The organism is Flavobacterium frigoritolerans (assembly GCF_025847275.1).
In the GTDB taxonomy this organism is placed as follows: Bacteria; Bacteroidota; Bacteroidia; order Flavobacteriales; family Flavobacteriaceae; genus Flavobacterium; species Flavobacterium frigoritolerans.
On record NZ_JAOZEV010000016.1, the window covers coordinates 1 to 24976 of the forward strand.

At 33.1% G+C, this 24976-nt stretch carries 19 protein-coding genes; 4 read left to right on the top strand and 15 right to left on the bottom strand.

The window, feature by feature from the left end; all coding sequences use genetic code 11:
- Positions 1-521: 521 nt before the first annotated feature.
- Positions 522-3293: an AsmA family protein gene (locus OIU80_RS16925; protein WP_264288165.1), complete on the bottom strand. Its 2772-nt coding sequence runs from the start codon at positions 3291-3293 to the stop codon at positions 522-524.
- 26 nt (positions 3294-3319) lie between these two features.
- Positions 3320-3901 carry a tRNA-(ms[2]io[6]A)-hydroxylase gene (miaE, locus tag OIU80_RS16930; protein ID WP_264288166.1) on the bottom strand — a complete coding sequence of 194 codons (582 nt, stop codon included), beginning with the start codon at positions 3899-3901 and terminating at the stop codon, positions 3320-3322.
- A gap of 109 nt (positions 3902-4010) precedes the next feature.
- Between miaE and OIU80_RS16935 the strand changes: the two genes are divergently transcribed.
- A complete protein-coding gene (locus OIU80_RS16935; protein ID WP_264288167.1) occupies positions 4011-5255 on the top strand; it encodes a glycosyltransferase in 1245 nt (414 codons plus the stop codon).
- Here the strand turns inward: OIU80_RS16935 and OIU80_RS16940 are convergent.
- From OIU80_RS16940 to porU, 8 genes are all read right to left on the bottom strand, one after another.
- Positions 5252-6130 carry an AraC family transcriptional regulator gene (locus OIU80_RS16940; RefSeq protein ID WP_264288168.1) on the bottom strand — a complete coding sequence of 293 codons (879 nt, stop codon included), beginning with the start codon at positions 6128-6130 and terminating at the stop codon, positions 5252-5254. The genes OIU80_RS16935 and OIU80_RS16940 overlap by 4 nt on opposite strands.
- 88 nt (positions 6131-6218) lie before the next feature.
- Positions 6219-6761, bottom strand: a complete 543-nt coding sequence (locus OIU80_RS16945) for a carboxymuconolactone decarboxylase family protein (RefSeq protein WP_264288169.1) — start codon at positions 6759-6761, stop codon at positions 6219-6221.
- 381 nt (positions 6762-7142) lie between these two features.
- On the bottom strand, positions 7143-8990 hold the full coding sequence (locus OIU80_RS16950; RefSeq protein ID WP_264288170.1) for a hydrolase/aminopeptidase: 1848 nt from the start codon (positions 8988-8990) through the stop codon (positions 7143-7145).
- 93 nt (positions 8991-9083) lie between these two features.
- The gene (locus tag OIU80_RS16955; RefSeq protein WP_264288171.1) at positions 9084-10718 is read right to left on the bottom strand and encodes a pyruvate dehydrogenase complex dihydrolipoamide acetyltransferase; all 1635 of its coding nucleotides are present in this window, start codon (positions 10716-10718) and stop codon (positions 9084-9086) included.
- Positions 10719-10721: 3 nt separating this feature from the next.
- Complete coding sequence (pdhA, locus tag OIU80_RS16960) at positions 10722-11720, bottom strand: pyruvate dehydrogenase (acetyl-transferring) E1 component subunit alpha (RefSeq protein WP_264288172.1); 999 nt, start codon at positions 11718-11720, stop codon at positions 10722-10724.
- A 155-nt stretch (positions 11721-11875) separates the two neighbouring features.
- Positions 11876-12358 carry a cytidine deaminase gene (gene cdd / locus OIU80_RS16965; RefSeq protein ID WP_264288173.1) on the bottom strand — a complete coding sequence of 161 codons (483 nt, stop codon included), beginning with the start codon at positions 12356-12358 and terminating at the stop codon, positions 11876-11878.
- Positions 12359-12431: 73 nt separating this feature from the next.
- On the bottom strand, positions 12432-13601 hold the full coding sequence (gene porV / locus OIU80_RS16970; RefSeq protein ID WP_264288174.1) for a type IX secretion system outer membrane channel protein PorV: 1170 nt from the start codon (positions 13599-13601) through the stop codon (positions 12432-12434).
- Between the two features lie 35 nt (positions 13602-13636).
- A complete protein-coding gene (gene porU, locus OIU80_RS16975) occupies positions 13637-17479 on the bottom strand; it encodes a type IX secretion system sortase PorU (protein ID WP_264288175.1) in 3843 nt (1280 codons plus the stop codon).
- Positions 17480-17701: 222 nt separating this feature from the next.
- On the opposite strand from porU, the gene gldJ reads away from it, so the two are divergent.
- From gldJ to OIU80_RS16990, 3 genes are all read left to right on the top strand, one after another.
- A complete protein-coding gene (gldJ, locus tag OIU80_RS16980) occupies positions 17702-19387 on the top strand; it encodes a gliding motility lipoprotein GldJ (RefSeq protein WP_264288176.1) in 1686 nt (561 codons plus the stop codon).
- A 65-nt stretch (positions 19388-19452) separates the two neighbouring features.
- Positions 19453-20736, top strand: coding sequence for a UDP-N-acetylmuramoyl-tripeptide--D-alanyl-D-alanine ligase (locus OIU80_RS16985; RefSeq protein ID WP_264288177.1), 1284 nt, complete (start codon positions 19453-19455; stop codon positions 20734-20736).
- A gap of 261 nt (positions 20737-20997) precedes the next feature.
- A complete protein-coding gene (locus tag OIU80_RS16990; RefSeq protein ID WP_264288178.1) occupies positions 20998-21519 on the top strand; it encodes a GrpB family protein in 522 nt (173 codons plus the stop codon).
- Positions 21520-21552: 33 nt separating this feature from the next.
- Here OIU80_RS16990 and OIU80_RS16995 read toward each other — a convergent pair whose 3' ends face one another.
- The 5 genes from OIU80_RS16995 to OIU80_RS17015 form a co-directional block, all read right to left on the bottom strand.
- Entirely contained in the window at positions 21553-22161 is a 609-nt protein-coding gene (locus OIU80_RS16995) for an alpha-ketoglutarate-dependent dioxygenase AlkB family protein (protein ID WP_264288179.1), read from the bottom strand.
- Positions 22148-22393, bottom strand: coding sequence for an Ada metal-binding domain-containing protein (locus OIU80_RS17000; RefSeq protein WP_264288180.1), 246 nt, complete (start codon positions 22391-22393; stop codon positions 22148-22150). Before OIU80_RS17000 ends, OIU80_RS16995 begins: the two co-directional genes overlap by 14 nt.
- A gap of 82 nt (positions 22394-22475) precedes the next feature.
- The gene (locus OIU80_RS17005; protein WP_264288181.1) at positions 22476-23189 is read right to left on the bottom strand and encodes a 2OG-Fe(II) oxygenase; all 714 of its coding nucleotides are present in this window, start codon (positions 23187-23189) and stop codon (positions 22476-22478) included.
- 130 nt (positions 23190-23319) lie between these two features.
- Positions 23320-24171, bottom strand: a complete 852-nt coding sequence (locus tag OIU80_RS17010) for a bifunctional helix-turn-helix domain-containing protein/methylated-DNA--[protein]-cysteine S-methyltransferase (RefSeq protein WP_264288182.1) — start codon at positions 24169-24171, stop codon at positions 23320-23322.
- Between the two features lie 265 nt (positions 24172-24436).
- Complete coding sequence (locus tag OIU80_RS17015; protein ID WP_264288183.1) at positions 24437-24898, bottom strand: GNAT family N-acetyltransferase; 462 nt, start codon at positions 24896-24898, stop codon at positions 24437-24439.
- Between the last annotated feature and the right edge of the window lie 78 nt (positions 24899-24976).

Here is a 24976-nt window from a genome sequence, read left to right on the forward strand (position 1 = left end):
GTGATTCATGAAACTGGAGATTCTTCTTTGGGGCAGGAAGACAATATTGGGGTTATATTATAATATTTGTTTCGTATGTAAATTGAACCTTTACGACTTCGCGACTTTGAGAGAAATTATTTTAGCGTGACTCTGTCTAATCTTTATGGCTCTTAGCGAAATAGCTTAGTTAATTGTTAGTAAGCTAATTTTGCAGTTTAATGAAAATGAATCTGTGTGCAACTTCACGTAATATAATCTGGAAGAAATAGATTTATAAATGCTGCGAAACAAACTTTATGGTAATCTATTGTATTATTATTTTGAATGAAATACATATTATAGACTACAAACAATAATTTTCAATCTATTATATAAGTTATCATTTTGACTGTAATCATTAAAAATAAAGCCTTAAAATGGCAATAGGAATAACTGAAAAGAGTTTAGTTGAATAATGACTAAAGAATCTTATCTCTCATGTATAGGTATAAAAAAACCTGCTCGATTGAGCAGGTTTGTGGATTATGTGATTATTTAGATTAATCTTCAGTGTCTTGAGTTTCTTCTAGATCTTCTGATTTTCTTCCTATTTTTATTTTAGGATTGTCTTTAGTTCCTTTGATTATTAATGGAATTCCTAAAATTCCTAATGGAGGTAAGCCTAATCTCATTTTTATGTTTAGTTTTCCATCTAAACTGGTTGTTCCTTCTATTCTTGGTCTGAAACCTGCAAATTTGAATTTGAATCGCTCTAGGGTAATTATATTATTTTTGATGCTACTCTTAATGTCAACTTTAGTGATTTGCGGATTTTTAATAGCTTCATGGCTTGTTGTTTTGCTTACAGCATTAAACATTTTCATACCATATAACTTGATATCTTTCACAGATATAACTCCTTCACCTACTATTGAAGGATAAACAGGTTCCATGTTGGCATTAAGTCTCCCTTTTAATTTGTAATCTAGCGAAATAGTTCCTTGTGCTTTTTCTGCAGCACTAGCCATTTTTCTAAACATTTCAATTTCATTATAGGCCTTTTTAACGTCAAAATCTGTAGCTTTAATAGAGTAGCTAAACAAAGCTTTTTTCATCGTTAAGGATTGGTAAGTTGCATCCATGTTTACTTCGCAACCTATTAGATTAAAACCTGTATTTTGCATAGTTAAAATCCCTTTATTCATTTTAAGATTTCCTTTGGCATTATTTAAGGCTAGTTTATTGAAATTTACCTTTTGTGCATTTGCCTGAAATTGCAAATTAAAATTCTTCGGAATTATAATGACTCCTGTTTGAGTTACTTCTACTTTTGGCACTTCAGTACTTGTACTAGGGGCAGCTGTTGTATTACTTATCTCAGTAGTTGTACTCGACATAAATTCATCAGCATTGATGTAGTTTGAATTTATGACAAATGATCCTTTTAAGACACCAGTTTTGGTTGTCATAAAATTAAAGACATTTTGTAAATATCCGTTCATTTTAAAATCTGATTGACCATATGCTGACGTAAAGTTTTTGAAAAACATTTTGTCTTGGTTTATTTTAAAAATACCTTCTTTAATAATAAACTTCTTAGGCAGATATTCAGATACAATTCCGATATTTTTAATTTCAAGAGTCCCTTTATTATTAAGTTTGCTGTAGTTTCCTTTTTCGGCATCACTTTGTTTGCCTTTTAAAACTAAATCGGCTTTAATTGAACCATCTAAATCCAATCCTTTTTGAGAAAAAACTCGATATATTTTACTTATATCTAGTTCTCCTTTAGCTTTAATATCATAAGTAAGATCATTAAAATTGCTCAAGTCAGCATTAATAAAAAAGGGTTTTCCTTCAAAGGTTATTTGTGCTGGTGATAATTTAACTTTCAAATCATCAAAAGTTCCCTTATCATTATTAATTTTTGATACGATAGTTATATCAGTAATTGGATTTGGATAATATTTAGTTTTTATATATCCATTTTTTAAATTTATAGTACCTGAGGTTACTGGGAAAAGTTTGTTTTTTAAATCAAAAATACCTTTTGCTTTAATATCGCCAATAAGATTCCCTTTTAACTCTATATCTGGAATTCCAAATGCCTGAGTTAGTTTTTCTAAATCTATCTGACTGTTTAGGTCAACGTTTACTTCTGGAGTATTTACTCCTTTTACATAAAATTTAGATTTTAAATAATCTTTATTTATGTTTAAGGCTAAGTTTTTTGCATCAACTATTAAAAGGTCTGGATTTAATGAAGGTAATTTTGTATTTATATCTAGATTTAAATTTGAAACAGGAAATGAACTTTTATTATAGTTTACATAACCATCGTTTATTTTTAAATCGACGTTTAAATCTGGTGCAATGTTCTGTGAGGCGATATATTTACCTTTTAAGGTAAGTAATAGATTTGTATTTCCTTTTAAATCTGTTTTTGATAGCCAGGTAATGAATTTAGGAGGGAATGCTGTAAACACATCATGTAATTGACTATTATCTGACTTTATTACAAAATCGATATTATAACCGTCTTTCAAAAAGTCAAATTTCCCTTTAAAATCGACAATCAATTGATTTATTTTTAAATTGTTTTGTTCGAAAAAGAATGATAAAGAGTTTACATTTACTTTTGTAATTAAGTCAGCATCTACCTTTTTATTCATTAAGTAAGGCTCATTTTCATATAAGATGTTAAGCTTTTCGATTCTAGCTTTTGAATATAAATCGAAGATATCTTTACTTAAATCTCCCTTTCCAGAATAATTAAACCCAAAAACATCCAGATGTACATTGGTTGATTGATCATCATAGACTATTTTGCTATTGATGATTTCAATTTTTTCTAATTTTAAAGAGGTATCATCACTATTCTCATCTGCTTTTTCTGCTTCAGCTTCGGATGATTTATAAACATTATAATTTGCTTCTCCATTTTTATTAACTTTCACATTAATAAAAGAATTAGATAAATATATTTGATCTATGCTAACGGTTTCTCCAAAGAATAAACTACTTATGTTGATACCAAAAGAAACTTCCTTAGCAGTAACAAAGTTTTCTTTTTGAAATGGAGCTGATCCATTTAATTTTAAATCATTTAAAGTTAAAGTTAATGATGGAAAATGATGAAAAAAAGAAATGTTGGCATCCGAATAATTTAGCTCAGCATTAAGTTTCTTATTTGCTGTTTTTTTTATTTCTTCTTTTATCTTATCTGAAAAAACGTAAGGAGTTATAAAAAGTAATGCTAAAATAACGACAAGCGCTATTCCAATGTATTTTACTATTCTGTATAAAATGGGTTTTAGATTACTTTTTGCCATAATATGTATATTGAAAAAATTAGTTTTTATCCGTGAATAGTTTCTTGTTTGCCATAGTTTGTTATAATTGAGGTTTCAAATTCAATCCATTCAGCCCAACGTTTATCAACATCTATATTGTCTGTGTACTTTCTTGCAAATCCAAGAAAAGTAGTGTAATGTCCTGCTTCTGATATCATTAAATCACGGTAGAATTTTGCTAATTCCTGATCTTGAATATTTTCTGAAAGCACTTTAAAGCGTTCACAGCTTCTGGCTTCAATCATAGCAGAAAATAACAGACGATCAACTAATGCATCTTTTCGACTACCATCTTTTTTCATGAATTTAAATAATTCATTTACATAATGATCTTTGCGTTCACGGCCAAGAGTTAATCCTTTCCTTTTAATTAAATCATGTACCATTTGTAAATGCTCTAATTCTTCTCTTGCAATTATCAATAGCTCAGTTACTAATTCTTCTAATTCTGAATTGTAAGTTATTAGACTAATTGCATTTGAAGCAGCTTTTTGCTCACACCAAGCATGGTCGGTTAGAATCTCTTCGATATTTGATTCGACAATGTTTACCCAACGTGGGTCTGTAGCTAATTTTAATCCTAACATGATATTTAATTTATAACCTACAAAATTAGTGTTTTATTCCTGATTTTTGGATTTAATGATGATATTGCCACTTAAATAGTATTATTTTGTAGTTGAAATAAATTTAGGTATGAATAAGCTTAGAAAGCTTTTAATAATTGGTTTTGTATGGCCTGAGCCAAATTCATCGGCAGCAGGAGGAAGAATGATGCAATTAATTTCGATTTTTCAAGAGCAAGGATTTGATGTTACATTTGCTAGTCCAGCTTTGGATAGTGATTTTATGATTGATTTGACTGCGTTAGGAATTGAGAAAAAAACGATTGCTCTAAATTGTTCCAGTTTTGATAATTACATAAAAGAATTAAATCCATCGGTTGTTTTGTTTGATCGGTTTATGATTGAAGAACAATTTGGGTGGCGTGTATCTGAAAATTGTCCTGATGCATTGCGTATTTTGGATACAGAAGATTTGCATTGTTTGCGTCATGCCCGCCAAAAAGCATTCAAAGAAAATAGAAATTTTGTAGTTAAGGATTTATTTTCAGAAGAAATAGCCAAGAGAGAAATCGCTAGTATTTTACGTTGTGATTTGTCTTTGATAATTTCTGAGTTTGAAATGGAATTACTAGAGTCGGTATTTAAAATTGATACTGCTTTATTGTATTACTTACCTTTTTTGTTAGAGCCAATTTCAAAGCAAATGCTAGACGAATTACCTTCTTTTGATGAGAGGGCTGACTTTATTTTTATTGGTAATTTTTTGCATGAACCCAATTGGAATACTGTTCAATATCTAAAAGAGTCAATTTGGCCTTTGATAAAAAAACAATTACCAGATGCAGTTTTAAATATTTATGGCGCTTATCCTTCACAAAAAGTATTACAATTGCATCACCCTAAATCTGGTTTTTGTATTATGGGACGTGCAGATAATGCTCAGAAAGTAGTTCGAAAAGCTAGGATGGTTTTGGCTCCGATACGATTTGGTGCTGGTTTAAAGGGGAAGTTAGTTGAAGCTATGGAAGTTGGAACACCTAGTATAACAACAACAATAGGTGCAGAAGCGATGAATGGTAAGCTACCTTGGAATGGTTTTATTATTGATGATGCTGAAGATATTGCCAAAGCAGCTGTAGGATTATATCAAGATAAAAATAGTTGGAACGAAGCTCAACTAAAAGGAATTGAAATAATTAATACGCGCTATTTAAAAGATAATTTTGCGACAGATTTCGTGAAAATGATTTTCTATATACAATCTAATTTGCAATCGCATCGCAATAATAACTTTATAGGAAGTATGTTGCAATATCATACCATGAGAAGTACAAAATACATGTCTAAATGGATTGAGGCAAAAAATAAAAATTAAGCTTCCATTTTTCCAAAACCTACTGTTTCTCTATAAATTTGTGGTGATACATCGGCATTAGTTTTAAAAAATCGCCTAAAGTAATGTTCGTCTTCATAACCTAATTCATAAGCAATTTCTTTGACTGTTTTGTTGGTCATGTATAATTCTCTTTTGGCCTCGATTATTATTCTTTCTGCGATTAAATCGGTTAATGTTTTATTGAAATAAGTTTTAGATAACTTCGCTAGTGCTTTTGGAGAAATATTCAGTAATTCAGCATAATTTCCTGCTGAATGCTTGGTTTTAAAATTTAGTTCAATGGCATCTTTCAGGTTCTGAAGAATAAAAGGTTCTTTCGAATTAGGCACTGATTTCATTTCTTCTAATTGTTCATTTTTTAATCGGGAAGCTGTAATTAAGAATATTTTTAAGTACGAAATCAATAATTCATATTGCGCTAATTCTGCATTTTGAATTTCGGTTTTCATTTGTTCTAAAACCATTTTAAAAGTTGCTGCAGCTTGTTCAGTAATGATTGTAAAAGGAGGTTGATAAACATTGTTGAATAAAATACCATTACAAGAAACTTCTTTTTGATGCATGTGAATGCAATAAAAGTCGGGATGAAAGTGAATTGCAATTCCTTCAATCGGTTCGCTTACACAGAGCATAAAAGGTTGATAAGGGGAAAAGGCTAGGAGTGAGTTTTCTTCAAAATGATATTCAGCAAAATCAGCTTTTACTTTCCCTTTTCCTTTGGCTACCCATATTAATGAGAAATAATTATTGCGTTGCAAATGGTCAAAATGACTATTGTTGTCAAAAGGAAGCAGCTTAAAAACTAGATTACCATTTTGTGGATTAATTAAAGTGAAAGCATTCTGACTGCTCATGATTTTTTTTGTTTTTTAAAATATAAAGATAGTCATGAAAAGAATTCAGAACTATCTTTATAAAGCGTTTTTGCTTGAATTAGTTTTATTAATTTAAACTTGTCACTGCAGGAAAATCAATTTCTGTGTTGGCTGTATTGTTAAAATAGTTTGTTAAAATATTTAAAGCTACATGTCCAATTGTTTCAGCAATTTCAGCATCAGTGACTCCTGCATTTTTTGCTTTGTTTACATCTTCGTCATTTACTAAGCCATTTTTGCTGATTAGTGTTTTAGCAAATTGTAAAATAGTTTCAATTTTTATGTCGGTTGAGTTTCCAGTTCTTGCTGCTTGCAAAACAGCTGGATCTGCTTTTACTAATTTTTCTCCAATAAAGGTATGGGCTGCCAAGCAGTAATCGCATGAATTACTTTCAGAAACTGCTAAGGCGATTAATTCTCCTGTTTTGCTGCCTAATTTTCCATGGCTTAGAGCTCCGCTTAGGTTTAAATAACCTTCTAGTACTGCTGGAGAATTTCCCATTGTTCTCATCATGTTCGGAACAACTCCTAATTTTGCTTGTACAGCGTTGAATAAATCTTTAGTTTTTCCTGTTACTTCTTCTGGGTTTAATGCTGTTAATCGTGTCATCGTATTTAATTTTTGTGTTATTTATTTGTTGTTGTCTTTTGACATTACAAAGGTGCTACGATTACAGATTTTAGGACATGGAGAATTTACGCTATGTAATGGATAATTTTCCCTGTAGTTTTTTTTAGGAGCTAATCCCGCTATTCGTTATAATCTTTTGCTTTTTAAAGAAAAAAGCAAAAGGATTTCCACTTCTATCGGGGCTCGGGCAATTGTTTTCACAAGAATGTTTCTCGTTCCTCGAAATGACAAATAAGAATAAAAAAAATCCCCGATTACAAGGTGTAACTGGGGATTTTTTGCTTTGCAGTTTTCAGTCGCAGTCTTTGGTCAAATTGTAAGCTGAAAATTGAGACTGCGACTGTAAACTGAAACTGAATACTATTTTAAAACGCCTTCAACAGCTTGAACGGTTGTTGCGTGATAACCAGATTTAGCTTTGTCAAAAATTTGTTTTGCCCAAACTTTTCCTTCCGGTGTTTTTGCCATTTCTTTATAGAGCATCATTACCGATCCGGTTCTGCTGCTTGAAATCAGAAATTGTTCAATTGCAGGATTAGCAGCTGTGTATTTATAGCGAATCGATGGAATAAACCATTGACGTTTGATAACGAAATTACCGCCTTTTGTAAAGTTGAATTCACCATCAAGTGCTTCCATTTCTTTTGCAGTGATGTCTGTTGGTAGATTATCTATAAAATGCTGTTTTTCTGCAGTTGTTGTAATTTTTTGACTTAATCCTTTAACTCCGGTTTCTCTCCAGCTTTTTTGGATTTTATCAATTGCATCAAAATCAGCAGAGCTTACTGGAGTAATATTTGATGGAATTCCAGGTTTGTAAATCCAATCTTCGGCTTTTATTTTATCAGTAAGTGCTTTGTCTCCTTTTATAAGGTTTTCATTGTAGTATTTAATGAAATCATCTGTTGTAATAGATTTAAAAGCGTGTGCTTCAAAATAGTTTTTAATGAAAACGTCAAATTTTTCACGTCCAACCGCATTTTCAATAACTCTTAAAAAAGCATATCCTTTTACATAAGGAATCATGCTGATTCCATCATCAGGATTTCTTCCTGTAAGGCTTACTTTTAATCTTGTGTCGGGATTTGTGTCTCCATATTCAGCTACATTGTCAACTAATTCTTTGCGGATGATAACGTTTTGCATTTCAAATTCTTTTTCACCAAAGATTGCCTCACCAATTCTATGCTCTACATAAGTGGTGAACCCTTCGTTTAACCAAATATCATCCCATGTCGCATTGGTAACTAAGTTTCCGCTCCAGCTATGACCTAATTCATGCGCTAATAAACTAGTTAATGAACGGTCACCAGCGATAACACCAGGAGTTAGGAAAGTTAGGTTAGGATTTTCCATTCCGCCATAAGGAAAGCTAGGTGGTAAAACTAATACATCATAACGTCCCCAACGGTAAGGACCATAAAGTTTTTCGGCCGCAACTACCATTTTTCCAAGCTCAGCAAATTCCCAAGCTGATTTTTTTAGCATTGATGGTTCTGCATAAACACCTGTTCTATCATCGATTGATTGAAATTCTATGTCTCCAACTGCAATTGCCATTAAGTAAGATGGTATTGCTTTGTCTTGTTTAAAAGTATAAACCCCAGTATCATTTTTCTTTTGCGGGTTAACAGCGCTCATTACGGCCATTAAGTCTTTAGGAACTGTAACTTTTGCATTATAAGTAAAACGAATTGATGGAGAGTCCTGACATGGAATCCAGGTACGTGACCAAACGCTTTCTCCTTGCGAGAATAGGAAAGGTTTCTTTTTGTCTGCAGTCTGTTCAGGTTTTAGCCATTGTAACGCTACAGCGTCTTTGGTTGTGCTGTAGTAGATATTTACTTTGGTTGTATTTGGCTCAATTGTAATGTGAAGTGGTTTTCCGTGAAATTCGATTTCTTTTCCAAGTTCAAATTTGGTTTCTTTTTCATCATCTCCTAAAGTTACTTTGGTGATGTTAAGAGTGTTTTCATCAAAGATAATTTCGTTGCCTTTGCTAACGTTGTCGATTTCCCAAGATGCTTTTCCTGTGATAGATTGTGTTTCGAAATCAACTTTAATGTCAAGGTCTAAGTGTTTTACAACGGCTAGCTCTGGTTTTGAAAAAGAGTGTTCGTCTTTAACAGCTGTTGGTTTGTTTGTTTCGTCTTTTTTCTGACAGGCTAATGCCGTCAAGAAGATGGTTAGTAGATATATTTTTTTCATTTTTATAAAAAATTGATTTAAAAATGTAAATTAAATAAAAAAATCCCATTTTGAACTTTCAAAATGGGATTTTTAATATAAAATAGTAACGAATTATGCCAACATAGTAACTGGGCTTTCGATATATTGTTTCAATGTTTGTAAAAATTGAGCACCAGTTGCTCCATCAATTGTTCTGTGGTCACATGCTAATGATAACATCATTGTGTTTCCAACTACAATTTGACCGTTCTTAACTACTGGTTTCTCTACAATTGCACCTACAGAAAGGATAGCTGAGTTTGGTTGGTTTATGATAGAATTGAATTCTGTAATACCAAACATTCCAAGGTTAGATACTGTAAAAGTACTTCCTTCCATTTCTTGTGGTCCTAATTTTTTGTTTTTAGCTCTTCCGGCAAGATCTCTTACGCTAGCGCCAATTTGAGATAAACTCATAGCATCTGTAAATTTCAATACAGGAACTACTAATCCATCTTCAACAGCTACAGCAACACCAATATTTACATGGTGGTTGATGATGATAGCATCTTCTTTCCACTGTGAATTAATTTTTGGGTGTTTTTTCAATGCCAAAGCACAAGCTTTGATTACCATATCATTAAAAGATACTTTTGTATCTGGAACGCTATTTATTGTTGCTCTAGATGTCATTGCGTCATCCATGCTTACTTCTATCACTAAGTTGTAGTGAGGAGCTGTAAACAATGATTCTGCTAAACGCTTAGCAATAATTTTTCGCATTTGAGAATTTTTGATCTCTTCTGTGAAAACTTCACCAGCAGGAACAAAAACTTTTGGTGCAGCAGCAGTAACTTCAGGAGTTTTAGCAGCTGTTGCAGCTGGTTGAGCAGGAGCAGGAGTTGCAGGTGTAAAGTTTTCGATATCGCTTTTTACGATACGACCGTTTTCACCAGTTCCTTTTACTTGTGATAATTGAATTCCTTTATCTGAAGCAATTTTCTTTGCTAAAGGTGAAGCTAAAATTCTTTTTCCATCACTAACTACTTCAACAGTTTCTGCTGTTTCTTGAGTAGGAGTTGCTTTAGTCTCTTCTGTAGCTGTTGCTTTTGCAGGAGCGCCACCAGCGGTATAGTTCTCGGCAATGCCAGAAATATCTGTTCCAGCAGGTCCGATGATAGCTAATAAACTATCTACAGGTGCTGTGTTTCCTTCTTGAATACCAATGTATAGTAATGTTCCTTCATTGAAAGACTCAAATTCCATTGTTGCTTTGTCAGTTTCGATTTCAGCAAGAATATCACCTTCAGCAATTGCATCGCCAACTTTTTTAAGCCAAGTTGCAACTGTACCTTCAGTCATAGTATCACTTAATCGAGGCATAGTTACAACAACAACACCTTTTGGTAATTCTGTTGCAGCTTTTGCAGGAGCAGTTGCTTCTGTAGTTGCAGCAGGAGTAGCTTCAGCTTTTGGAGCTTCGGCAGCAGGAGCATCTCCTCCAGCGATCAATGCCGTAACATCTTCGCCTTCGTTTCCTATAATTGCTAATAATGAATCAACCGGAGCAGTTTCTCCAGCAGGTATTCCTATATATAAAAGAGTTCCTTCGTTGAAAGACTCAAATTCCATTGTTGCTTTGTCGGTTTCAATTTCAGCAAGGATATCACCTTCGCTAATTTTGTCTCCTACTTTTTTAAGCCAAGTTGCTACCGTTCCTTCCGTCATAGTATCGCTCAAACGAGGCATTGTTACTTTTATCGCCATGATTTATAGTTTATGAGGTGTAAATGGATAGTCTTCTTGTGCGTATACTACATCGTAAAGTTGTTGTAAATCAGGATATGGAGATTCTTCAGCAAATTTCACACATTCTTCAACTAAATCTTTTACTCTTTGGTCGATTTCTTCAATTTCTTCTTCAGTAGCAAATTTTTGATCTTTTATTACATCAAGTACTTGTGTAATTGGGTCAATTTTTTTGTATTCTTCTACTTCTTCTTTTGAACGATATAATTGTGCATCAGACATTGAGTGTCCTCTGTAACGGTATGTTTTCATTTCTAAGAATGTTGGACCATCACCACGACGTGCTCTTTCAACTGCTTCGTACATAGCTTCAGCAACTTTCACTGGATTCATTCCGTCAACTGGTCCACAAGGCATTTCGTATCCTAAACCAAGTTTCCAGATATCAGTATGGTTTGCAGTTCTTTCAACAGAAGTTCCCATTGCATATCCATTGTTTTCAACAATAAATACAACTGGAAGTTTCCATAACATAGCCATATTAAAAGCTTCATGTAAAGAACCTTGTCTTGCTGCACCATCACCAAAATAAGTCATAGTTACACCACCTGTTTCAAAATATTTATCTGCAAAAGCTAAACCAGCTCCTACAGGAATTTGTCCACCTACAATTCCGTGACCTCCGTAAAAACGGTGTTCTTTTGAGAAAATGTGCATAGAACCACCCATTCCTTTAGATGTTCCTGTTGCTTTTCCTAAAAGTTCAGCCATTACACGTCTTGGGTCAACACCCATACCAATTGGTTGTACGTGATTTCTGTAAGCAGTTATCATTTTATCTTTTGTCAAATCCATGACATGCAATGCACCAGCTAGTACAGCTTCTTGACCATTATATAGGTGAAGAAATCCTCTTACTTTCTGTTGGATGTACAATGCTGCTAGTTTGTCTTCAAACTTTCTCCAAAGTAGCATGTCTTCATACCACTTTAAATATACCTCTTTTGTAACTTCTTTCATCTGAATTCTTTCTTTTGCTAAAGTGTTTCTGTTATCAATTGTTGCCTATAACGCAAAATAGTTTCCTCCCACAAATTTGCGCCCGATGGGTCGGGATGCAAAAATAAGACATTCCTACTTAGAACTAAAATTTAAACGCTAATTTTTGGTTTTTTTTACAAGAACTTTTTATCAAACATAAAAGGAAGTAAATTTTTTAGGGATGCCGATTGATAAATGGCACCTATTTCGCCCATGAAATAAATTTCGATAGGGGTCTCTTGTTTTATTTCATATTCTGCAATTGATTGTCTACAAGATCCACATGGTGGGATAGGAGCTGTTGTCTGATTAGTGTCTGAAGCTGCTGAAATTGCAATTTTTAAAATTTTGGCTTCAGGGTAAATGGCTCCTGCGTGAAAAATAGCTACTCGTTCTGCACAAAGTCCTGATGGATAAGCTGCATTTTCTTGATTTGAGCCTAAAACAATTTTACCATTATCCAAAAGTAATGCTGCGCCAACTCTAAATTGAGAATATGGGGCATAGGCTTTTTTACGAATAGCGATTGCTTCGTTCATTAAGTCTTGGATGTCTTTTGAAAGTTCTTCGATAGATTCAAAAACTGAAAATTGTGTTGTAATAGATATTTCTTTCATTATGTATTTAGGAAAAAAAATCCAAATTTCATAGTATTGAAATTTGGATTGTTATAATTGTAATTCTTTTGTATTAATATATTTCGTATTTGTCCCCAAAGTTAAACGTTAGAGAGAAACGAAGTGTGTTTTCTAATGGATTTTTTACGTTTGAAGTAGAGAATAGGTATGAAACATCTACTTTAACAACATTGTATTTGAAACCTGCACCTAAAGAGAAGAATTTTCTAGCTCCTTTTTCTGGGCTTTCATGAAAGTATCCCATTCGGAATGCAAATGAGTCTTGATACATATATTCTGCACCAATACTGTAGGTGATTTCTTTTAATTCTTCGCTAAAGCCACCTGGAGCATCACCAAAAGATTTGAAAATTCCCGATGCCCAGCCTATTGATCGGTAATCTTCTCTATTTTGATTTCTTTCATCTGCGGTAACTGTACCGTCACCATTTAAATCTGGGTCTTGTGGTGTTGGTACCAATAATTTGCTAAATTCTACACCTAAACCAATTTTGTTGTATTCATCTAGGATAAAATCAAATCCTCCACCTACTTTTAAATTAGCTGGTAAGAAATTAGCATTGATTTCGTCATTGTCGTATTTTATTTTTGGACCTATGTTTTGAATGTTAAAACCACCTCTCCATCTTCCGTTAAAATCGCTATATGCAATTTCTTCTGATTGATAGAAACCGGCAACGTCTACCGCAAAAGAACTTGCTGGAGATGCATCTATATTTTCGGATGCAATTTTAAGATTGGAACGAATATATCTTCCCGCTACTGCCATCGAAAATTTTTCACTTAGCTTCAAGGAATAAGATCCATCAAGAGCAAATTCATTTGGAGATACAATTCTTTCTTGTTCTAGTGGATTATCTGTTTCTCGTAATGCAATATCACCAAAACCAAAATAACGAAAACTCGCTGCAAAGGCATTACGATCGTTTATTTTGTTGAAATAGGTGATTTGTCCTAATGAAACATCATTTACTAAATCAGTAAGATAGGGGGTGTAACTAACTGAAAATCCTTGTTTGTCTTCTGAGAAGACATATTTTGCGGGATTCCATTGTTGAGAAAAAGCGTCTACAGATGTGGCGACTCCTTGGTCGGCCATACCTGCTGCTCTGGCGTCGGCAGCTACTAGTAAAAAGGGTACTGCGGTTGTGATTGTTCTTTCTTGTGCCTTTGCTAGGGTAGCTATGAAAAGGCAGATTAAAATGAGGGTAGTTTTTTTCATCTAGGTTTTTAATAGTAAACAAATATAATATTTAATTAAAGTATGACAAGTTTTTCAATTTTTTCTGCTTTTTTATTTGTTGTGTTCGATTTGACGGTTAATTTATAAATATAAACTCCTTTACCAATTCGATCTCCAAAATCGTCTCTTCCGTTCCAAGTTATGTCCCGAGATAAAAAACCTTCGGTAGTAATAATTTGATTTTTAGTCCAAACAACTTTTCCAGTAATTGTCATTACTTGTATTTGAACTTCTAAGGGTTCATAAGGTCTGTTGTGTGAAAACCAAAATTCAGTATAGGTTGTGAACGGATTTGGGTAATTTAAAACATGCGTTAATGTAATTGTATCATCTCCTGATACTATAAATTGAATTTCGGCAGTTACGGGGTTGTTGTAAACATCCCAGGCTGTAACCGAAACTGTGTGCAAGCCTACTGCTAAATTACGAAATGGGAAACGTAATGTTCCATGCGTGTAATCATCTAACTTGGTTTGGTAGTAATCGTTTAATATATAAGGATTACTTACGTCCCCGTCTAAAATTGCAACTATGTCATGTCCAATTCCGCTTGCAGTATTTATCCCGTTTTCATCTTCAAGATTTGCAAGTAAAAAAGGAGATTCATTTGTAACCCCTCCTGATACAAATGTTTCATCATTCATATATAACTGCACTTTTGGACTATTATTGTCTTGAGGTGCATTTTCATTTATACCGCCTATTTTTATTGTAGTATCATAGCCTGTTTGGTTCTCAAGAAGCTGTTGTTTTTTTGCGTAGAAGCTAATTTTTCCATTGCCTAACGGAATTCGGATGTCTCTTGGAACTACAAAACTAAATTCGAATAATCCATTGGTGATTGAAGCGCTTCCTCTAAAAATAGTCTCTCCCAGAGTATTGAACTGCATTGGTGGGCTAAATCCGTTGTTGTTAAGTGTAGAAGCTGTAATTATTTTGTCGAATATTGCGGTTGTTAATTCTCCATTGTAGTTTGTTAGTAAATTATTGTTTTCATCTGTTATCTCTCCTGATAATTTGATTTTTGCTAGTGATTTAAAGTCGTCAATTGGTTGAGAAATAACAACATCGTTTACTTTTGTTAGTTTTATTTTTGGCTTTGGGATTGCTAGCATTAAGGCTGGATCACCAATATATACAATGACATTGCTAGAAGAGCTAGGATTGCTGTTTTTGGATATTCGCAATGATTCTGAAATTGTAGTGTATTGATTGGAACCATATGATAATAAGTTTTTGGATAAGATATCATTAAAATTTTCTGCGCTAAATTGCCCGATAGATCTTGTGGTTGTAAGCATGGCTATGGCACCTCCTTTTGGGTTCCAGAAAGTATATTCGCCAGCAGTTGGTCTTGTTGGGTCGTCAAATCTTGAGAATTCGCACGTAATGGTTATAAATAAAGGATATTTATATTGATTGTTTAGATTTTGTCCATCTGATTTTCCCCAAATTCGTTCACCTGCTAAGCCGTCTTCACCACCATGACCTAAGTAGTTAAAGACTAGAGCTCCTTTTTCGAAAGCATCAAATAGGTCTGTTCTTGCCTTAGGGTATCTTGCTCCTCCTGCTGAAGCTTCTTCTACATAAGAGTCTAAAAATATTTTGTCTACATTAAAGAAAGGTTTTTCAGTAGTGATAATATCAGCTAATTTGTTTTGTCGACTTTGTAGAGTAGCATCAGAAGCTTTGTCGGAGTCGTCGGCTATTAATACAAAATTATTTTTCCAATTCCCATATGATTTTATATCATGGTATTCGAGTACTTTATTAACCATTTCGCTTGCTTGTTTGGTGTCGTTAGCAAGCATTCTTCCTACAGCTATATCTATTCCTCCAAAGAAAGAAATTATATTTCCTTCGTTATTATCCATTAGTCCATAAAAGTCATCAGATGCAAATGAAGCTTCTCCTGAACTGTTGCTTCTTAATGAATGATATATAGGTACAATATTTCCGTTATTGGTGATTCTATTTTTATAATCGAAAGAAGCATCTCCAAAAAGATTGACATACTTAATTCTTTTTTCTGGAGTAGATGCATTATCGTAGACGTATTTGATACAATTTCGAATAGCTGCTATATCTTGTTTTCCAGATGAGAATTCTTGGTATATAGATTCTGTTGTGATTACTTTTACGTTTAAATTAGAATAAGATCTGTGAAAATTGGCTAGTTTTTCGGCTTGATTCAATAAAAAAGAAGGTGTGATGATGATATAGTCAACATCTTGAAAAGTACCCTGATTGTTCTTTAGAATTGTTCCTTTTAAGTTTTGATTAGGGATTTTGGTTTTGTTCTCTTTAAGTGGAGTGTAGTAATCAGAAGGGTCGAGAGCTACATATTTTCTTACTTCACCTAATTGTGCTTTAAAGTTGATTGTGCTTTGACTTGAATTTTCAATAGTACTTACGTTATATATGTCTGTAACATCCCAAATTTGGGTAATTCCAGCGGTGTTTGTTAAATTGTAATTTACTATTCCGATACTTGAATCTGCTAGATCATATTGAAAAGGAAATTGTTTTCCATAGCCTTGTAGTTTTCTTTTTGCAATTAGGTTGATTCGATCTAAATAACCCTTCGAACCTGGAACGCCTCCGTTGTTGTAGGAGAGTTTTATTTTTATGCTTTCTGTTCCAGTAAATGTTTTGTTTGAGGGCAAAGAGTCGGTGTAGAACTTAATCTCAGAATTTGGGGTTATTGAACTGAAATTAATGTTTCCTATGTCTTGTCCGTTTGCAGTAACTTTAAAAGTTGTATTCGTAAAGGAAGCAGATGCTGTTTTAACTTGTATTTTGACAGGGATTGAAGTGTCAATATTTGGGAAGCTAAAATCAAATTCTTGTTCGTTGTTAATGTCAAATGCTTCACCGTACCATTCTCGGCCTAAATGTATAATGTTTGTAAGGTCTTTTTCGTGATATTGATAGCTGTCAAATGTTGAGATATTTATGGTGCTGCTTCCTGTTGGGGATTGCATTTGCGAGATTCTTTTTCCGTCTCCTCCTTGAGCTGTTATATAGTAATATGATTTGTTGTCGTATAAATTGTTATTGGTTCTACTTTCGTTGCTCCAGGTGTCAACACCTTCTGCGTAAAATAAAATATAATCATCATTGTCAAAACTTCCGTCATTCTCGCCAATAATTTGAATAGCATTTTCTGTTAAGTCATTTGGGTAAAAGACTGCATTGGATAAAGGAAGCATTCTTCCTCCATTACCGTATATTTTTATCTTTTTGGGGTTGGTTTTCGTTAAGTCTGAGTTTAGGCTTTGTAAAAAGCTTTTGGATATTTTGTACACACCTGATTTTTCGATATAAAATCGGTACCAATCTCCTGATGATAATACAGAATTGGAGATGTTTGCACTTTTTCTAGTTAATGATGTTCTTGAAGAAGTGCTGCTTTGAGAATTAGTTATTATATTATAGGTAAAGGATTTTACTCTTTTGTATCCATTTCCATCATTAATTATTGGAGATAAAGTTAATAAAGCTTGATTTATTCCTCTTGCAGATGAAATTATTATCGATTCATTTGTGGTTTTTGGTATGTTTTTTAATGTTAAATCTCCAAGTTGATTTTCTGAAATTGTTTCGTAGACTATATTGGATAATTGGACGTTGCTATTTTCAGAATAATTAGATTGTGTAAGGTTTAAAGTATATAAAATTGACTTTGTGTCGGCATTTAAATGGTAGTTATTGCCCGAAAATAAAGGAGCATTTACTTTAAAGTCGCCAAAATACATGTCTTTTTTGTCAAGCCAATTTAAAATGATATCGTCTTTTGTTTGTGCAAAAGAGTTGATATATAATAAGATAAAAAAAAATAGTAGTGTCTTTTTCATTGTATGTTTTAACGAAAATGTCATTGTTATATTATGGCAAGTAAAAATATAGTATTTAGTGTTATAGTAAATAATAAAAAGTATATTTTTGCGTTCGAGTAATGTGAGATGATTTGACAAAAATCAGGTACATGAAATATTTATAATTGTTTTTATAATTGATGTTGCAAATTAATTTTAATTATTATATTGCAGCACCTAAATTATTACCTACTAAAGAGTATGAAAGTAAACAAAATTATGGCCTTACAGTTAATGTTATCTATGACATTGGTTCTGGGAATGGCTAGCTGTAGTAAAAAATCTAGTTCGAGTGCATCAAGAGCTACGGGTTGGGACGTTAATAGTATTAATGGAACAGCACAAAATGTTTCTAACAAAAAACAACAAGCAGGCCCAGGACTAGTTTTTGTAGAAGGAGGAACATTTACCATGGGTAAGGTTCAGGATGATGTTATGCATGATTGGAACAATACGCCAACACAACAACACGTGCAGTCTTTTTATATGGATGAGACTGAGGTGACTAATATGATGTACTTAGAATACCTTGAGTGGTTGAAAAAAGTATTTCCACCAACAGAAGAAAATTACAAACATATATACGAAGGAGCTTCACCAGATACTTTAGTTTGGAGAAACCGTTTAGGTTATAATGAAACAATGACTAATAACTACTTAAGACATCCTGCATACGCAAACTATCCTGTAGTTGGTGTAAACTGGATTCAAGCAGTTGAGTTTAGTAAATGGAGAACAAATCGTGTAAACGAAGCTATTCTTGAAAAAAATAGATATCTTAAAAAAGGTGCTAAAACAAATGATGTTAGTGCTGAAAGTAACTTTAATACAGAAACATATTTAATCGCGCCTACATCTACATTTGGAGGAAATGAGGAAATTGTTTTAAAAGAAGGTAAAAAAGTAAAAAGAGCTAAAAAAGGAGAAACTGCAGAAGAGCCTAAAAATGTTTATGCACAACGTTCTTCTGGAATTATCTTACCTGAATATAGATTACCAACTGAGGCAGAGTGGGAATATGCTGCTGCTGCAGATGTTGGACAAAGAGAATACAATATCTATAAAGGACAAAAGAAATATCCTTGGTCTGGAGATTATACTCGTTCTGCAAAAAGAGCAACAAGAGGAGATCAATTGGCTAACTTTAAACAAGGAAATGGTGATTACGGAGGTATAGCTGGATGGTCTGATGACGGTGCAGATATTACAAACGAAGTTAAAAAATATCCTGCAAATGATTTTGGATTGTATGATATGGCTGGAAACGTAGCCGAATGGGTTGCCGATGTTTACAGACCTCTTATTGATAATGAAGCAAATGACTTTAACTACTTTAGAGGAAATCTTTATGCTAAAAATAAAATTGGTAAAGATGGTAAAGTAGAAATCGTTACTAAAGAAACTATTAAATACGATACATTAAGTAATGGTAAAATTGTAGCAAGAAATTTCCCTGGAGATATTGCGCAAGTGCCAGTTGATGAGCAAGAAACTTATTTAAGACAAAACTTCTCTACAAGTGATAACATCAATTATAGAGATGGGGATAAACAATCGACTAAGTATTATGATTTTGGAGGATCTGGAGAGGAAACTGCTGCAGAGAAAGCAAAACAAGCTATGTATAATTCTCCTAAACATAATGTAACAACAGATAGTTTAGGTAACATGGTTAGAAAATATGATAAGTCAAGCAAAAGAACAACTTTGGTAAATGATAACGTAAGAGTTTACAAAGGTGGTTCTTGGAGAGATAGAGCATATTGGTTAGATCCAGCTCAAAGAAGATATTTCCCTCAAGATATGGCAACTGATTACATTGGTTTCAGATGTGCAATGTCAAGAGTAGGACCAAAATCTGAAAAAAGAAAATCACCTAGAAATTAAGAAATTTAATAATAGTAATAAAAGCCCTTTGATTAGGGCTTTTATTGTTTTAAATCTATTTTAAAATGGATATTGCTCACATTCATAATTTATTTTTACAATGTCAGTCAGTTTCGACTGACACCCGTAAAATAGAGTTAAATTCAATGTTTTTTGCTATAAAAGGAGAGAATTTTGATGCAAATACATTCGCAGAAGAGGCCTTGCAAAAAGGAGCCTTATTTGTAATTATCGATAATGCTTCTTACTTTATTGATCAAAGAACAATTTTGGTTGAGAATAGTTTGACCGCATTGCAGGAATTAGCAAAATTTCACCGAGCTTATTTGCAATTACCTATTATTGCCTTAACAGGAAGTAATGGTAAAACAACAACCAAAGAGTTAATAAATGTTGTGCTTTCTAAAAAGTACAAAACCAAAGCTACAATTGGAAATCTAAATAATCATATTGGTGTTCCCTTAACCTTGTTGTCGTTTACAAAAGACACTGAAATTGGTATTGTAGAAATGGGAGCGAACCATAAAAAAGAGATAGCTTTTTTATGTGAATTGGCTCAGCCTGATTTTGGATATGTGACTAATTTTGGTAAAGCTCACCTTGAAGGATTTGGAGGAATAGAAGGCGTTATTGAAGGAAAAAGCGAGTTGTATAAGTATCTTTCTATGTACAATAAAATTGCTTTTGTTAACCTTGAAGACCCAATTCAGGTAGAGAAAACCACTGCTATTAAGAATTTTACATTTGGATATAAAAAAACTGATGCCGATGTTGTTATAGATACTATTACAGCAAATCCTTTTGTTGTTTTAGGTTTTGGTGACCAAACTATTACTTCGCATTTAATAGGACTATATAATGCTAATAATATAAGTGCTGCGCTTGCAATTGGAAAATACTTTAAGATAGAAGACTTAGCTATAAAAGAAGCTTTAGAAAGTTATATTCCTGAAAACAATCGTTCTCAATTATTGATAAAAGGTACAAACGAAATTATTTTGGATGCATATAATGCAAATCCAAGTAGTATGGCTGTTGCTATCGAAAATTTTATTCAATTAGAGAAGCAAAATAAAGTTATGATTTTGGGAGATATGTTTGAGCTTGGTTCCGAAAGTGAACAGGAGCATAAAGCTATTGTAACGTCACTTTTAGATGAAAATAAGGCAATTTGCTATTTCATCGGGCCTTCTTTCTATAAGCATAAAATGGAAAAGCATAATTTACATTTTTTTGATTCATTTGATACTTTTGTAGCTTATTTAGGTACTCTAACTTTTAATGAGACAACTATGCTTATTAAAGGTTCCAGAGGAATGGCTCTGGAAAGAACATTGAATTTTATTTAAAATAACACTCTTAAATATCCCTAAAAAAGCTATCCGACGCGTCGGATGGCTTTTTTTGTTTAAAGTATTGATAATATCCATGACAACCAGCTTAAAGTTTTTTATTCTGTTCTTAATAAATAGAGACTAGAAGGTTGGACAATTGTTGATCTTGCAAAAGTTCTAACCGAAATGTTAGAAGAAGCATTGTTTGTTTTCTATTATAATGTTTTACCCAAGATGCGTTACTAATCAATTATTATATTTGTGAAAAATAGCTATATGATTGGCGCTGAAAATTGGAATATAATTGTTGTCCCGTACAATCCTAATTGGGTGAGTGAATTTAAAAGAATCGAAGGAGAATTACTTGTCGCTATAAAGGACGAGGTATTGTCAATTGAACATGTTGGTAGTACTTCGGTAGAGGGTTTACATGCAAAACCAATTATAGATATAGATATTGTAGTCGAAAATGATTTGTTTTCGATAGTTACGCAAAAGCTGAAAGAGATTGATTACGAGCATGTGGGTGATTTAGGTATCACGGGTCGAGAAGCCTTTAGTTATAAAAATAAGGAACATCTTATGGAGCATCATTTGTATGTATGTAATAAAGAATCCAAGGAATTAAAACGCCATGTTACTTTTCGGAATTATCTGCGTACACATGCAGATGAAAGGGATAGATATAGCCAGATAAAAATTGAAATGGCCAAAAAATTTCCAAACGATATAGATAATTATCTTTTAGGTAAAGAATCGGTAATATTAGATATTTATAAAAAATGCGGATTATTATAAATCATAACCTCTTGATAGTTTTAATTTTTTATTTTACTCAACAATAGTTCTAAAAGTCAAGTTTACTCTAGGCTTAGATGTTGTTTTTGTTGGTGGTAATCGGTGCAACCAATGGGTTTGAGTAGTGTCTTTCATGACCAATAAACTACCGTGTTCTAAAATTAAAGAAATTGTTTCTTTAGTATCTTTATGTTTGAAAGCAAATTTTCGTTCCGCACCAAAACTTACCGAAGCAATAGCACCATTCTTTTTCAAATCTTTTTCGGCATCACTGTGCCACGCCATTCCTTCGTCGCCGGAATGATATAAATTAAGCAAACAAGAATTAAAAGTTTCTCCAGTTTTTTCTTCAATAACAGTTTTTAATTGGAGTAATTCTTTTGTCCATGGAAGTGCTTTTTTTGTAGTGTTAGAATAAGTGTATTCAAAAGGAGAATCGCCATACCAAGCTACTTTACGTTTCGTAATTATTAATTTCCCAAAGATAATTGCTTCGTCATTTCTCCATTCGATAGTATTGAGCAATATATCTCGATAATGGTTCGAATCTTCTCTGGAAAATAATTTTCCGTAATAATTTACAGTTCCATCTTTAGGAAGCAGATTGGTTGTTTCGTTAGTTTGAGGATTAAATAAGTCCATTTTTCCAGTTTTGATATTCGGTTTTCATGCAATGTCCACAAGGTCTAAAACCATTTTGTTTAGCTTCATTTTCGGTTAAAAAGAAAGCTCGATTCTCACGTTTCATTCTTTTGCCAGAAGCACATTTTAATGTTCCGTAAATTTTTAGTTTTCGGTTTCCACCAAAGCAAATTTCCGCATTTTTAATCTTATTTCGGAGATCTGAATCTGAAATTTCAATGTGATAAATCATTGTTTTATTTGTATTGTAGAGATGAACCGCAGTGCGTCTCTATAGATATACTGTATATTGAAACCTCTGAGGGCTTTGTACCTTAATTTAACGCATCATGAAAGATAATCCCCAACGTATATCTTTCACCAGAATGAATTTCGCTAACACCATGTTTCATATTAACACGGTAATAACCTTTTGAACCTTTTACAGGTCTAAAATTGGTGGTAAAAACCAGGATGTCACCTTTTTTAGGTTTCAGGACAATGGCTTTTGATTGTGCTCTAGGTGTTTGTTGCGTTAATACAAATTCACCACCAGTAAAATCTTCGTCGGGTTCATTTAGAAAAAGTACAATCTGTATCGGAAAATAAACATCTCCATACAAATCCTGATGCAAGGTATTAAAACCGCTTTTACCGTATTTTAAAATTAAGACAGTTGCTTTTAATTGATTGTTTGCGTGACATTGTTCGAGTAATTTCTCATGAGTTTCAGGAAAAACAGTGTTTATATTCAACGCTTTCATCCATGCATTTGCAATTGGAACAAGTTTAGTATAAATAGTCGAACGAATCGTTTGGATTAAATCAGGCAACGGGTAATTAAAATATTTGTATTCGCCCAAACCAAAACGATAGCGTTCCATTACAACTGTTTTTCGATATAAATTAGGATTATCATAATCGAATTTCAAATCTTCACATTGTTCGTTATTAATCACATTGGGAATAATTGCGAATCCGCTTTCGTGCATAGATTCGGTGATGCTTTCCCAATTAAGAGAAGCAATTTTTGATTGTATGTTTTGCATAAATAAGTTTAGATGTAATTTAAAATTGATTCATCATAATATCTGCGTATTTTTTATTGTAGAGGTACTCCGCAGTGTATCTACGCAAAGATTGTCTACAAGATTCTTTACAGAAATACGATGTGTAATTTTATATTATTGGATTTACCTGTGAACCTTCCCAACCAATAATTGCTGTTTTTCGGGTATTTCCCCACATATAGCCGCCAAAGGTTCCTGATGATTGAATAACGCGGTGACACGGAATAAGGAAAGCTACTGGGTTACTACCAATGGCGGTTCCTACGGCACGAGAAGCATTTGGTTTTTCTATTTGTTGGGCAATCGAACCATATGTAGAAAGTTGGCCCATTGGAATCTTAAGTAATGTTTCCCACACTTTTAATTGAAAATCAGTACCTTTTAAGTGTAGTTTTATTTCGGATAATTTACTCCAGTCATTCTGAAAAATAAATAAAGCATTTTGTTGAGTTAAATCTAGTTTTCGAGTAAATGTTGCATTGGGGAATTTGTGTTTTAAGTCTTCAAATCCAGATTCTTCATCTTCGGCGAAAGCCATAAAGCAAATCCCTTTACTAGTCGAAGCAACAATAATATTCCCAAACGGACTTTCGGCAAAACTGAAATTAACCATTAATTTTTTGCCTCCATTTTTATATTCGGCAGGAGACATTCCTTCAATATTTACAAATAGATCATGCAAACGACTTGTACCTGAAAGTCCCGTATCAAAAGCGGCATCAAATAAAGTGGCATGATTGTTTTCTTTAAGGATTTTCTTGGCGTGTTCGACACTTATATATTGCAAGAATTTCTTCGGACTTGTTCCAGCCCATTCGGTAAACAAACGCTGGAAGTGAAACGGGCTTAAATGTACTTTTTCGGCAACCTCATCTAAGTTGGGTTGTTGCTTAAAGTTAGCTTTGATATAATCTATTGCATCGGCAATGCGATTATAATTAATGTTTTCCTGAGTCTTCATTTTTCATCCAATTTTATAAAGCAAATATCGGCAGGGTTTTGCGGGCATAAAATCCGAAACTTGCTGTTTTTTTACCGCAAAGAGCGCTAAGATTTACGCAAAGCACGCTATGTTTTTTGCTCGCAAAGCCGCAGAGACGCAAAGTTTTCTGCAATATTGTCATCCTGAGCGAAGTCGAAGGGCGTAAAGTACGTCGACAAAGATTGATTTAAAAATTTGCGTCTCTGCGACTTTGCGAGAGATTTACTCCGTTAGACTTTTAGTGTTATAATTGCTTCTCCATTTTGTAATTGATAAGTTCAACGCCTAATCTTATGTTTCGTTGTTCGGCTTTTACAATAAATCTTTTTTTCTCAAAGAATGGTTTGGCGGTTATACTTACATCAGATGATATGACTTTTGAATGCTGTTTTTTTGCTTCAAACTCTAATTCAGTTAAGAGTCTGTTGGCTATTCCTTGTCGCTGAAAATCTTTATGAATATAAAAAAAGTCAATATAATCTCCATTTTTCAAAGTTCCAAAACCTGTTATTTTATCTTGTATAATAGCTAGTAAAACAAATTGTGTATTGATTACGTCAATCCAGCGCTCCGTATTTTTAGCTCCTGAAATCCAAACATTAATTTGAAATGGCGTATAATCATCTTTACAAACATGTTTAATAGTTTCTATATATAATTCCTGCATTTCTTTTAGGTCAGAAATAGTAGCTTTTCTTAAGTTCATTGGAAGATGTTTAAGATGGATGCGATGCGGTTTTTCGAATAAAAAGGAATTTGTAAAACTAAAGCATCTTAAATTTTT

What these genes read in the sequence shown, in the direction of transcription:
- OIU80_RS16945 (WP_264288169.1), bottom strand. Translation starts at nt 6,761, where the DNA reads ATGACACGATTAACAGCATTAAACCCAGAAGAAGTAACAGGAAAAACT.
- OIU80_RS16925 (WP_264288165.1), bottom strand. Translation starts at nt 3,293, where the DNA reads ATGGCAAAAAGTAATCTAAAACCCATTTTATACAGAATAGTAAAATAC.
- pdhA (WP_264288172.1), bottom strand. Translation starts at nt 11,720, where the DNA reads ATGAAAGAAGTTACAAAAGAGGTATATTTAAAGTGGTATGAAGACATG.
- porV (WP_264288174.1), bottom strand. Translation starts at nt 13,601, where the DNA reads ATGAAAAAAACTACCCTCATTTTAATCTGCCTTTTCATAGCTACCCTA.
- OIU80_RS17005 (WP_264288181.1), bottom strand. Translation starts at nt 23,189, where the DNA reads ATGCAAAACATACAATCAAAAATTGCTTCTCTTAATTGGGAAAGCATC.
- OIU80_RS17000 (WP_264288180.1), bottom strand. Translation starts at nt 22,393, where the DNA reads ATGATTTATCACATTGAAATTTCAGATTCAGATCTCCGAAATAAGATT.
- OIU80_RS16955 (WP_264288171.1), bottom strand. Translation starts at nt 10,718, where the DNA reads ATGGCGATAAAAGTAACAATGCCTCGTTTGAGCGATACTATGACGGAA.
- gldJ (WP_264288176.1), top strand. Translation starts at nt 17,702, where the DNA reads ATGAAAGTAAACAAAATTATGGCCTTACAGTTAATGTTATCTATGACA.
- OIU80_RS16985 (WP_264288177.1), top strand. Translation starts at nt 19,453, where the DNA reads ATGGATATTGCTCACATTCATAATTTATTTTTACAATGTCAGTCAGTT.
- OIU80_RS16990 (WP_264288178.1), top strand. Translation starts at nt 20,998, where the DNA reads ATGATTGGCGCTGAAAATTGGAATATAATTGTTGTCCCGTACAATCCT.
- OIU80_RS17010 (WP_264288182.1), bottom strand. Translation starts at nt 24,171, where the DNA reads ATGAAGACTCAGGAAAACATTAATTATAATCGCATTGCCGATGCAATA.
- miaE (WP_264288166.1), bottom strand. Translation starts at nt 3,901, where the DNA reads ATGTTAGGATTAAAATTAGCTACAGACCCACGTTGGGTAAACATTGTC.
- OIU80_RS16940 (WP_264288168.1), bottom strand. Translation starts at nt 6,130, where the DNA reads ATGAGCAGTCAGAATGCTTTCACTTTAATTAATCCACAAAATGGTAAT.
- OIU80_RS16995 (WP_264288179.1), bottom strand. Translation starts at nt 22,161, where the DNA reads ATGGACTTATTTAATCCTCAAACTAACGAAACAACCAATCTGCTTCCT.
- cdd (WP_264288173.1), bottom strand. Translation starts at nt 12,358, where the DNA reads ATGAAAGAAATATCTATTACAACACAATTTTCAGTTTTTGAATCTATC.
- porU (WP_264288175.1), bottom strand. Translation starts at nt 17,479, where the DNA reads ATGAAAAAGACACTACTATTTTTTTTTATCTTATTATATATCAACTCT.
- OIU80_RS16950 (WP_264288170.1), bottom strand. Translation starts at nt 8,990, where the DNA reads ATGAAAAAAATATATCTACTAACCATCTTCTTGACGGCATTAGCCTGT.
- OIU80_RS16935 (WP_264288167.1), top strand. Translation starts at nt 4,011, where the DNA reads ATGAATAAGCTTAGAAAGCTTTTAATAATTGGTTTTGTATGGCCTGAG.
- OIU80_RS17015 (WP_264288183.1), bottom strand. Translation starts at nt 24,898, where the DNA reads ATGAACTTAAGAAAAGCTACTATTTCTGACCTAAAAGAAATGCAGGAA.